Raw genomic sequence first — 13,428 nt, 5'->3', positions numbered from 1 at the left:
CGTGAAGAACTTCAAAAAGCAAATCACTTTATCGCTAAAAAATCCGTTTATTTTTCACCATGCCGTTTACGGACAAAAAGTACTTCCGGGATTGGCTTATATAGATATGTTTTATCAGATTTTCAAAGAGCGGGGCTATTCTTACGCTGAGCTTCAATTGCGCCATTTATCAATCTATCAGCCGCTTATTGCGAAAGAGGACACTGCCATTAAGCTTACGATCGACTGTACAGAGGTAAAAGAGGGGCGCTGGAAAATCGCCGCAAAAGGAAAAGAGTTCAGCGGGGGGCGATTGTCACCGGAAGAACACATATACGTAAAAGCTGAAATGCATTTGGTTTCACCCGCAGTATTTCATGACACGCTTGATCTCAGCCAAATCAAACATGCTGCCGAACAAACTGTCAATTTGAATGGACTGTATGAGCAGTGCAGAATCCAGGAATTGGTTCACAGCGGATATATGAAAGCGGAGGGAGAAGTGTTTGAGGGGGCAGACGGTGTAACGCTTGCTTTGTCACTCGGGAAAGACGCGATGGAGCAAGCGCATGGTTTTCTGTTCCATCCGACTCTCATTGACGGAAGCGGTGTAGGTGCCAATAAACTGATTTCGTCTATGTTAAATGGGGAAAAGAGGCTGTTTCTGCCTCTTTTCTATGAATCTTTTACCGCTTCCGAACCCTTACAGGCCGGGTGCATCACGAGGATCAAACGTTCGTCGCTTCGGCAGGAAAAAGAGCTTATTTACATCACGCTGGAGTTTTTCAACGCTTCCGGCCAAAAAGTAGCTGAGCTGAAAGATTTCACAAGCAAGCTCGTGCGGGGTGCCGAGCTTATTAATAAAAACCATAAGCCCGAGGCGAAACCTGTGCCTCCCGCTGCCGGCTTAACGGAAGTCTCCGCATCTCTTGAAGGAGAGAATCCGTACGGGGAAGCAGAACAGTATGTCAGCAAACTTATGGCGGAAAAAATGGAAAAGACGATTGAACAGATTGATACGCAGGCCGGCTACTATGAGATGGGTCTGACCTCTTCGGGATTGCTTGACGTCGTCGAAACCATAAGCGAAAAAATCGGTGAAACCCTTTCTCCGACATTGCTGTTTGAATATACAACCGTAGCCGAATTAGCAGCTTTTCTTACGAAGCAATACGGGGAACATTTCAGCGCTTCCTCTGTATTGCCGGAGAAAAAAAGCGAGCCGGCGGTGATGAAACCTGAAATCAGGCAAAGCAGCGTTCCGCAAGATGAGGACATTGCGATTATCGGCATGGCGGGCCGCTACCCGAAGGCCGAGAATATTCATGAATTTTGGGAAAACCTTAAAGAAGGAAAAAACTGTGTCAGTGAAATCCCGGAATCCCGCTGGGACTGGCGCCGTTTTGAAAATGTAGAGTCGCCTTCGGGGAAGAAAATATCAAAATGGGGCGGATTTATTGATGATCCGGATTGCTTTGATCCTCAGTTTTTCCGAATTACGCCGCGAGAAGCCGAAACTATGGACCCTCAGGAGCGGCTGTTCCTCCAAACGTGCTGGGAAACGATTGAGGATGCCGGCTATACGCCGAAGACGCTGGCAGAGCCGCGCGGACGGAATAAGAGGCAGCGCGTCGGAGTTTTTGCCGGGGTGATGCACAAGGATTATACATTGGTCGGAGCTGAGGCTTCATCTGAAGACCATGTGTTTCCGCTTTCTCTTAATTATGCGCAAATTGCAAACAGAGTTTCATATTTTTGTAATTTTCACGGGCCGAGCATGGCGGTTGATACGGTCTGCTCTTCCTCACTGACGGCAGTGCATCTGGCGCTTGAAAGCATTCGCCGCGGAGAATGTGAAACGGCAATAGCCGGCGGGGTCAATCTGTCGCTGCATCCGAATAAATATTTGACCTACGGCTTGTGGGACATGTTTTCAACTGACGGCCTTTGCCATACGTTCGGGAAAGATGGAGACGGATATGTTCCGGCAGAAGGACTCGGGGCTGTTTTATTAAAGCCGTTAAAGCAGGCGGTAAAAGACGGCGACCGTATTTATGCTGTTGTAAAAGGCAGTGCCGTTAACCACGTGGGAGCAGTGAGCGGAATTTCTGTCCCGAGTCCTATTGCCCAGGCCGATTTAATTGAGACGTGTCTGGACAAAGCGGGAATCGACCCGCGCACGGTCAGCTATATCGAGGCGCACGGAACGGGTACTTCTTTAGGTGATCCGATTGAAATTCAAGGGCTGGTGAAGGCGTTCCGCCAATATACACAGGACAAGCAGTTCTGTTCCATCGGGTCAGTGAAATCCAATATGGGGCATGCGGAATCAGCGGCGGGAATCAGCGGCTTAAGCAAGGTTGTCCTGCAGCTTCACCATAAAACACTGGTGCCTTCTTTACATTCAGAGGAGCTGAATCCGTACCTAGACTTCAAACAATCGCCATTTTACGTTCAGCATCAAACAGAGGCGTGGCAAAAGCCTGTTGTGACAGAAAACGGAAAAGCGGCTGTGTACCCGCGCCGCGCGGGAATCAGCTCGTTCGGGGCCACGGGTTCAAATGTGCATATCATTCTGGAGGAATTTGTTCCGAATGAATCAGAGCAGAAAAAAACAGAGCCGTCAGAAGATCAGACATTCCTCATTCCGCTTTCTGCCCGAAATGAGGAGCGGCTTCAGGCGTACGCTGCAAAGCTGTCCGAATTTCTCCATTCCGGCCTGCAGCTGAGAGATGCGGCATATACACTCCAGATCGGCCGTGAGCAAATGGCGGAGCGGGTTGTTTTCATCGCTGAGGATATAACTCAGCTGATAGAGCAGCTGAAGGCTTTTGTTCTAGGCAAAGATATCAGCGGGTGCTTTAGAGGCAGGGCGGATAAAGATAAACGGACAGAGCTTGCTCCCGGCTTGATACATCATTTGCTTTCTGACGGCGGGCTGGAGACGATTGCTGAAAGATGGGCCGGCGGCGGCACACTGGATTGGAATCTCTTATATGGAGAAAACAAGCCAAACCGCATAAGCCTGCCGACCTATCCGTTTGAAAAAACAAGTTATTGGGTGCCTCAGGCGGAGCCGAGAGAAAAGACGCAGGAACAAACCGCCGGTATTCTGCACCCTTTGCTGCATCAAAATGTATCAAACATGTCAGGTGTCCGCTTCCGGTCATCCTTTAGCGGCACTGAATTTTTCCTGAAGGATCATATCGTAAAAAACGAGCGTACTTTACCTGGCGCGGCCTATCTGGAAATGGTGCGGGCAGCCGTTGAACAAGCGGCAGAAACACGGGAAGAAGGCGTAATCCGCCTGAAACATATCGTGTGGATCCGTCCGTTTACGGCAGCGGAAGAAAGCGCCGAATTGTATCTTCGCTTATATCATGAAGAAAATGGCGAAATGTCATATGAGATTTATAAAGAGCCGGATCACCCAGAACAGGAGCCTGTCCTCTACGCACAAGGAAGCGCCGCTTTTGTTCAAGCGGAAGAACCGGCCGGAATCGAGATTAGGAAACTGAAAGAATCACGCCGTTTGATCACGCCTGCCGAATGTTATCAGGCTTATAAGCAGATGGGGATTGAATACGGAGACGCTCATAAAGCGGTCACGGAAATGTATGCGGGGGAAAACGAAGTGCTGGCGAAGCTGTCACTCCCATTTACAGCTGCGCACACAAAAGATCAATTTGTCCTGCATCCGAGCCTGCTTGATGCGGCATTCCACGCGACGATCGGTTTGAAGCTTGAAAAAGGCGGGATGGACAAAAACCCAATGCTGCCGTTTGCCCTCGAACAGATTGATATCTTCAAAGGCTGTGAAAGCGATATGTGGGTATCGATTACATACAGCGGGGATAGTAAGCCGGGAGATTCCGTGCAAAAACTGGATATTGACTTGTGCGACGAGCACGGCAATGTATGTGTGAAAATGACGGGCTATTCTGCAAGAACGATAGAAACGGAAAAGACTGAGACACTGTTATTTGAGCACGTATGGGAAGAAAAAACCGTTTCACAAATGAAGGCGCCGATCCATTACACAGCGCATCATGTCTTGATTTCTGACAGGTTTACAGAACAGATGAATAGAATGAAAGCAGACTTCAGCTGTAAGGTGCTCCATGATCATCAAAAGAGCGCAGACGAACAGTTTGAAGCCTGTGCGCTCCAAGCTTTTGAAGTGGTGCAGCAAATCCTCGCCTCAAAATCCGGAGGACGGGAGCTGTTTCAAATTGTCGTGCCGGCTGAAGCCGATACGGAGCTCCTCAGCGGTTTAACGGGGCTTTTGAAAACAGCAGCGCTCGAAAACCCGAACCTGACCTGCCAGCTCATCGAACTGGAGCCCGGCATTAAGGCCGATGTGCTGTCTGAACACTTGACAGAAAGCAGCTTCTGTCCGGATGACAAGCATATACGCTATCAAAACGGCAAGCGATATACGGCTGAGTGGAAGGAGACCGGTCTGGAACGATTCGGCGCCGAAAAGCCTTGGAAGGACAAAGGCGTTTATCTGATTACAGGCGGCGCGGGAGGCCTCGGCTTTTTATTCGCACGGGAAATCGCGCAGCAAACGAAAGATGCCGTGCTCATTCTCACGGGGCGCTCTTTGCTTGATGATCAAAAGAAAGCACAGCTTCAAGTGCTGTCCGCGCTTGGCGCGCACGCAGTCTACAGCCAAACGGATATAGCCGAAAAACAAGAGGTTCAATCACTCACGGAGGATATCCGGAAGCAATACGGCGGCTTACACGGCATCATCCATAGCGCCGGAACGATAAAAGACAATTACATTTTGAAAAAACAGCAAGGGGAAATCCGGGAGGTGCTGGCTCCGAAAGTCGCCGGCCTGGTTCATCTCGATGAAGCGACGAAGCACATTCCGCTGGACTTTCTGATTCTTTTCTCCTCAGGCGCGGGAAGTGCGGGGAGCGCGGGCCAAGCGGACTACGCGATGGCGAATGCGTTTATGAACGCGTTCAGTGAAAAAAGAAACCGGCAGCAAGCGGCGAACGAGCGGTTCGGCCGCACCCTTTCTGTCTGCTGGCCGCTTTGGAAAGACGGCGGCATGAGGGTGGATGCGGAAACAGAAGCGATGCTGACAAAAGAAAGCGGCATGGTTCCTATGAAAACCGAAAACGGTATTCAAGCCTTGTACCGCGGATGGGCGGCAAAGAAAGCCCAAGTCATGGTAACAGAAGGATTCGCAGCGAAAATCCGCGCGTTTCTGCGAAAAACAGCAAGCGATCACAAAGCTGCGAAACCAACGAATCTTTCAGCGGGCAAAGAAGAAATGCTCAGAGAAAAAGCGGAGCATTATTTGAAAGACGTGCTTTCCGAGGTGATAAAACTTCCGGTCAGCCGGATTGACGCCAAAGCGCCTATGGAAGACTACGGAATCGATTCCATTATGATTATGCATTTGACAGGCCGTCTGGAAAAGAGCTTCGGTTCATTATCAAAAACATTATTTTTTGAATACCAAAATATTGAATCATTAACACAGTATTTTATCGAAGCTCACCGTGATACCTTACTGGAAATCTTAGGAGTGGAAACTGAGGAAGCCGTTTCAGCGGAGCCTGCTGCTCCTGCGAAAACGGAGGCCAGACCTGCTTCCTTCAAGGCAAAAGGCAAAAAGGGTTTTGTCCGCACACGCACAGAGGCGCCCGAAAAGCAGCAGCCTGAACGCGAAGATATCGCGATAATCGGTGTGTCAGGACGTTATCCGCAAGCCGAAAACCTTCAGGAGTTTTGGAAGAACTTGAAGGAAGGCACAGACTGCATTACAGAAATTCCAAGCGAGCGCTGGGATCACAGCCTTTATTATGATGCTGATAAAGACAAAGAAGGCAAGACCTACGGGAAATGGGGAGGATTTCTGAAAGACGTGGACAAATTTGATCCGCAATTCTTTCATATTTCACCCCGAGAGGCAAAAATGATGGACCCGCAGGAGCGGTTATTTTTGCAATGCGTCTATGAAACGATGGAGGATGCCGGCTATACGCGGGAAAATCTGAATAAAAAAGACGGTGATCCGCTGGGAGCAAATGTCGGCGTTTATGTCGGCGTCATGTATGAGGAATACCAGCTGTACGGAGCCGAGGAGCAAGCGCGTGGAAAATCGCTTGCCCTGACCGGAAATCCGTCGTCAATCGCAAACCGGGCTTCCTATGTTTTCGGATTTAACGGGCCTAGTATCGCTTTAGATACAATGTGCTCCTCCTCTTTGACAGCCATCCATTTGGCATGCCAAAGCTTAAGAAACGGGGAATGCGAGGCCGCGTTTGCCGGGGGTGTCAATGTATCCATTCACCCGAATAAATACTTGATGCTCGGGCAGAACAGATTTTTATCAAGTAAAGGCAGATGTGAAAGTTTCGGAGAAGGGGGAGACGGATATGTGCCTGGTGAAGGCGTGGGCGCTGTTCTCCTCAAACCGCTGTCCAAAGCAAAAGCAGACGGTGACCATATTTACGGCTTGATTAAAGGAACGGCCGTAAACCATGACGGAAAAACAAACGGATATTCCGTCCCTAATCCGAATGCCCAGGCCGCCGTTATAAAACGGGCGCTCCAAGATGCGGGAGCCGATCCGAGGGCGGTCAGCTATATCGAAGCGCACGGCACCGGAACATCACTCGGTGATCCGATTGAAATCACGGGACTTACGAAAGTCTTTTCAGAAAAAACACAAGATAAACAGTTTTGCGCAATTGGCTCGGCTAAATCAAATATCGGCCACTGTGAGAGCGCCGCGGGCATCGCCGGCTTGACAAAGGTTCTGCTGCAAATGAAATACAAACAGCTCGCGCCTTCGCTGCATTCCAAAACGCTTAATCCGAATATTGATTTTCTCAGTACGCCGTTTAAAGTGCAGCAAGCGCTTGAAGAGTGGAAGAGACCGGTCATAAATGAAAACGGAGAAAGCACGGAATATCCGAGAATGGCGGGACTCTCTTCTTTCGGAGCGGGCGGCGTCAACGCCCATATTGTCATTGAAGAGTATCCGGAAGAAGAAAAGGATACTGCTTTTGGAGCACCGCATCCGGTCATGATTGTCCTTTCTGCAAAAAATGAAGAAAGACTTCAGCAACGGGCAAAACGGCTGCTTGAAGCGATTCAAAGCGGACATTATCAAGAGTCAGATCTGAGCCGGGTCGCTTATACCCTGCAAATCGGGCGTGAACCGATGGAGGAGCGTCTCGGGCTGATTGTCCGCAATTTACGGGAGCTTGAAGAAAAGCTTGGTGAATTTACCAGCGGCAAGGATTCGATTGACCTGCTGTACCGCGGACAGGTCAAACAAAATAAAGACACGATGGCGCTGTTTGCGGCGGATGAAGATATGGAAAAAACCATTGAAGCCTGGCTTGCAAAAGGCAAAGCCGCGAAAATATTAGAGCTTTGGGTCAAGGGTCTTCCGCTAAATTGGAACAGGTTATACGAGACCGGCAAACCGCGGAAAATCAGTCTCCCGGCTTATCCGTTTGCGAAAGACCGCTATTGGATTGACAAATCGGCGGATATGCCTTCCAGCAGACAGATCGAAAAACGGCCGGAGCCGATCACACCGGCAGCCGTCGTAAAGCCGGCCATTGAAGCGCTGCCTGCGGATGAGACTGTTAGTCAGAAGCCGGCACATATCGCATTACAGCCTTTAAGCAGACCGGAACCGAAAAGAGCCGCACAGCCTGTTAACCATTCGCCGGTTTCGGCTGAAGCCTTAAGCGGAGAATTAACGGCAAGTTTGGCAGATGTCTTATATATGGATCTTCATGACATTGACCAAGACGACACGTTTATTGACATCGGCATGGACTCGATTACCGGACTGGAATGGATAAAGGCGATTAATAAAACGTACGGCACATCCATTACTGTCACCAAAGTATATGATTACCCGACAATCCGCCAATTTGCAGCTTTCTTAAAAGACGAGCTTGGCGCGGAAACAGCACTTGATCATGCTGAGGCCGTACAGATTGAAATACAGGCAATAGAAAAGCCGTCAAATATTTCGTTACAGTCTTTGACTGAGCGGCAAGGTGTACAGGCGTATGCAGTTGCTGACATCAGGGAGGGGATGTCTGAAACAGCGGCATCTTCTGAGACAGATGAACCGGTTGAGGCGCTGCATGACGAGTTATCGAAAGCGCTGGCTGATGTTCTGTACATGGAGCCTCATGAAGCAGACATCGATGAAGCATTCATTGATTTAGGCATGGACTCCATTACCGGTCTGGAATGGGTCAAGGCCGTCAATAAACGGTACGGAACAGACTGTAACGTCACCAAAGTGTATGATTATCCGACAATCCGCCAATTTGCAGATTTTCTGCATTCAGAGCTGGCCGGCAGGGGCGGAAAAAAGCGGGTGCCTCCAGAACGCCCGCCCGAACTGAAAAAGGAAGCGGCGCCTTTTGAAAAAAAGCAGGTGCAGCCGATCCAAATAACGGTTCAAAAGGAACGTGACACGGAACCTGTTAACTCAGCGCCGAAAGAGGAGAGGCAGGATGCGATCGCCATCGTCGGTATGTCGGGCAGGTATCCTGATGCGCCGGATCTCGGCAAGTATTGGGACAATTTAGTTCAAGCGAAAAACTCAATCCGCGAGATTCCGCCTTCCCGGTGGGATGTGAACAAATATTACGATCCGGCATTGAACAAGAAAGGCAAAGTGTACTGCAAATCAATCGGCATGCTGGATGATATTGAGGAGTTTGATCCGCTGTTCTTTAATATTTCTCCTTCAGAAGCCGAACTGATGGACCCTCAGCACCGGATATTTTTACAGGAGGGCTATAAAGCCTTTGAGGATGCGAGTTATAACGCAAGGACATTAAACGGGAAAAAATGCGGCGTATATGTGGGAATTATGAACAATGAATACGGCATGATGCTTAACAAACATCAGTCAGGGGGAAGCGCCACGGGCAACAGCTTCAGCATCGCCGCCGCCCGCCTGCCGTATTATCTCAATTTGAAAGGGCCCGCCATTCCGATAGATACGGCTTGCTCATCTTCACTTGTCGGCACTCATCTGGCGCGCCAGGCGCTGTTAAACCATGAAATCGATATGGCGCTCGTCGGCGGTGTCACCTTGTATTTAACGCCTGAATCATACATCAGCATGTGTGAAGCCGGAATGCTGTCTGCGGACGGTCAATGCAAAGCATTTGATAACAGCGCGAATGGATTTGTGCCTGGTGAAGGTGCGGGTGCGCTCGTTTTGAAAAGGCTTAAAGACGCAGAAGCCGACCAAGACCATATATACGGCGTCATTATCGGTTCAGGCATTAACCAAGACGGCAAAACGAACGGCATTACCGCACCAAGCGCGAAAAGCCAAATGGATTTAGAGCGTGAAGTTTATGAAGCGCACAACATCCACCCTGAAAGCATCAGCTATGCTGAGATGCACGGCACCGGAACGAAGCAGGGCGATCCGATTGAATTAGAAGCTCTATCGTCGGTATTTAAAGAGAAAACGGATCGCAAACAATACTGCGCCATCGGTTCTGTAAAATCGAATATCGGACACACGTCAGCTGCGGCAGGTGTGGCAAGCGTACAAAAAGTGCTGATGTCCATGAAGCATCAGACGCTCGTCCCTACGCTTCATTTCAACACGCCGAATGAACATTTTGCCTTTGATGAGTCGCCTTTATATGTCAATACAGAACTGAAACATTGGGAATCCGGCGATACGCCGCGGCGGGCCTGTGTCAGCTCTTTCGGCTACAGCGGCACAAACGCCCACCTCGTTATTGAGGAGTATCAGCCGAAGTGGAGCGGGAACAGGCAGCCGGATGAGACAAACATATTTGTTCTCTCAGCGAAAAAGGCGCCGCAGTTAAAGGCTTATGCCGAGTCTATGAAAGACTTCGCAAAAGCGAGCGGAGAGCTGAATCTTTCTGATGTGGCGTATACCCTTCAAACCGCGAGGGACGCGATGGATTACCGCCTCGCTGTTACAGCAGATTCGAAAGAAGAGCTGATCAGACGTTTGACGGATTTTATCGACGGCAAAACGAGCGAGGGTGTATATGCTGCCCACGTAAAAGCATCTAAAAGCGAAATCAAAACATTTGAAACGGATGATGATCTGAAGCAGCTGCTTGGATCATGGTTTCAAAAGAAAAAATGGTCCAATATCGCCGAATTATGGGCAAAAGGGCTTCAGGTTGATTGGGACAGGCTCTATAGCGGCGAAAAGCCCCGCCGAATCAGTTTGCCGGCTTATCCGTTTGCAAAGGAGCCGTATTGGCTGCCCCAGCCGAAAGCCGGATTACAAGAAAACGGAAACATGCGGGAGACCCGGCTTTTACAAAAGCAGTGGGCACCGTGCCAAATCCAATCAGTCCAAAGCAAAAACCGCCAAACCGTCATTTTATTAGCTGATCAGAAGACAATAGGGCTTGCTGAGGAAACCGCTAAACATTTTGCTGAATCAGCCATTCTTGATATCGAATCGGCTGATGACGCACATACTGAATGGGATCAGATAGCGGGCGCCGTGGATCTGACCGGATGCGGGGACGAAGCGGAGACTTTACAAGGGATCAGCTGGCTTCAGAAACTGATTGAGAACAGCCGCCGTCAAGGGCGTTCAATAACGCTTTTAAGTGTTACAAAAGGCTTGGAGCCGTTTCAGCAGGAGACGGTTCAACTGTCGGGAGCAGCGAAAAGCGGGCTGTACCGAATGCTGCAAAATGAATACAAAAGCGTGACATCAAGGCACATGGATGCAGATTCTTTTACTGAGCAAAAGGTGCTTGCCAAGCAAATTGCGGATGAATTTTTTGCCGGCAGCACAGAGCCTGAAGTCTGCTACCGAAACGGGCAGAGATACCGGGCTTGCTACCGGGAAATACCGATGGATGAGAAAGCTGAGTTGAAGCCCGCTCCGTTTCCGAAAGACCGCGTGCTTCTGATTACAGGAGGGACGAGAGGACTGGGCCTCTTATGCGCCCGCCACTTTACAGAAAAGCACGGAGTGAAAAAAGTAGTTCTGACAGGCCGGGAGCCGTTCCCTCCGCGTGAGGAGCGGGCATCCTTCAAAACGGCAAACACACCGCTTGCAGAGAAGATACAAGCGATTGAAGAGCTTGAAGCAAAAGGCGTACAAGTTACGGTGCTCAACATGACTCTGTCTGACCGCGATGCCGTACAAGCCGGTATCGAAACCATCCGGCGCACGATGGGGCCGATTGGCGGCGTCATTCACTGTGCGGGATTAGTAAATACAACAAATCCTGCGTTTATCAGGAAGACGGCCGAAGACATACAAGAGGTGATGGAACCGAAAATCGCCGGTCTGCAAACATTAAGCAGCCTGCTCACAAACGAGCCTTTGCAATTTTTTATCTTATTTTCATCGGTATCAGCCGTCATTCCGGCTCTCGCATCCGGGCAATCGGATTATGCGATGGCGAATGCGTACATGGACTATTTCGCGGCTGCTCATCAAGATCAATATCCGATGGTGAGCGTTCAGTGGCCGAATTGGAAAGAAACCGGATTGGGGGAAGTCCATACAGAAAGCTTAAAGCAGACTGGACTGTTAGGTTTGACAAATGCGGAAGGGCTTCAGCTTTTAGACGGCATCTTATCGGAAAACATCCGTCCCGCAGTTCTTCCGGCTGTCATTCATGCAGACGGATGGAATCCCGATAGGCTGTTAAATCAAGAAGACATACAGAGAGAAGCAAAAGACAGCGTGTATAACGGAACAGTGAAACAAACGGCAGGCTCAAGTCTTCTCACAGACACAAAAGCTTGGCTTGTGAAACTGTTTTCCGACGAGCTGAAAATCGCTCCTGATGAACTGGAAACCGATGAACCGTTCCAGGATTACGGAGTGGATTCCATCATATTAGCCCAGCTTTTACAGCAAATGAATCAAGCGCTCAAAGAGGATTTAGATCCGTCTGTTTTATATGAACATCCGACGATAGATGCGTTTGCAGCATGGCTTGTCTCGAATCAGCAGCCGTTGTTTACAGAACAGCAAGAGCCTGAAACAACAAAACAGCAGCCTGCCGTTCAAGCGGCGAACGATGCTCCTCAGAGGAAGACGCAAACAGAAGACATCGCCGTCGTTGGCCTAAGCTGCCGATTTCCGGGAGCGGGATCCCTAGAACAATATTGGGATCTGCTGTCTGGAGGCCGTTCTGCGATAAGCGCAGTGCCTGCTGAACGTTTTGGGTATCCAAATGAGTTTGTAGCGGGAATGATTGACGGCATGGATCACTTTGATTCCGAATTCTTCTTCATACCGGAAAACGATGCGAAAGCGATGGACCCCCAAGCATTGGCGGTATTAGAGGAAAGCTTAAAACTTTGGTGCCACGCCGGCTATACCCGTGAAGAAATAAAGGGCATGCAGGCCGGTGTGTATATCGGGGGTCGCAGCCAGCATCAGCCTGATCAAGAAAGTCTTGCTAAAACCCGCAATCCGATCGTCGCGGGGGGACAAAACTATTTAGCCGCAAATGTGTCGCAGTTTTTTGATCTGCGCGGTCCGAGCATCGTGCTGGATACGGCTTGTTCATCGGCGCTGGTCGGTATGAACATGGCCGTTCAGGCACTAAGGAGCGGTGATATCGAAGCAGCCGTGGTGGGCGGCGTCAGCCTGCTCCATACAGACGCGGCGCACCGGATGTTCCAAGAGCGGGGGCTATTAAGCAAGAAACCGTCATTCCATGTGTTTGACAAACGGGCAGGCGGCGTTGTCTTAGGAGAAGGCGTCGGTATGGTGCTGTTAAAGACGGTAAGCCAAGCGAAAAAAGACGGTGATTCTATATACGCTGTCATCAAGGCCGCCGCCATAAATAATGACGGCCGGACGGCAGGACCGTCTGCACCTAATTTGCAGGCGCAAAAAGACGTGATGCAAACCGCGCTTGAAAAAAGCGGTAAAAAACCGGAAGACATCACCTATCTTGAAGCAAACGGATCAGGTTCGGCGGTGACAGATTTACTTGAGCTGAAGGCGGTCCAGTCCGTATACCGCTCTGATAATCACGAGCCATTAGGAATAGGCTCCATTAAGCCGAACATCGGGCATCCGCTGTGTGCAGAAGGCATCGCCAGTTTTATTAAGGTCGTCTTAATGCTGAAGCATAAAGAAACGGTTCCGTTTTTGTCAGGGGATGAGCCGATGCCGCATTTTGATATAAAAGAAACTGATTTTTATTTTCATAAAACAACCGGCCCTTGGGCTGCAAAAAGACCGGCCGCAGCCATTAACTGTTTTGCCGACGGCGGGACAAACGCCCACGTCATAGTAGAAGCATGGCAGGAGGAAGATCACACCATAGAGAAAAGACAGCCGCTGCCGGTACCGCCATTAAGACGGAAGGCAATAGCAGAAAAAACGGCCCGTCCAGTAAAAGAAAAAGAGCTTCCTGCGAAAGAAATGTTTTGGAAAACATTCAATTAAGA

At 49.7% G+C, this 13,428-nt stretch carries 1 protein-coding gene; it reads left to right on the top strand.

Features of this window, described 5'->3' with window-relative positions:
• Nucleotide 1: 1 nt before the first annotated feature.
• A complete protein-coding gene (locus tag J7E26_RS14855; protein WP_311379500.1) occupies nt 2-13,426 on the top strand; it encodes a type I polyketide synthase in 13,425 nt (4,474 codons plus the stop codon).
• Nucleotides 13,427-13,428: the final 2 nt, after the last annotated feature.

This window comes from Bacillus sp. ISL-51 (assembly GCF_018613535.1).
Taxonomy (GTDB): domain Bacteria; phylum Bacillota; class Bacilli; order Bacillales; family Bacillaceae; genus Bacillus.
Note: the sequence above shows the minus strand (reverse complement) of the source record. Positions and strands in the feature narration are given on the sequence as shown.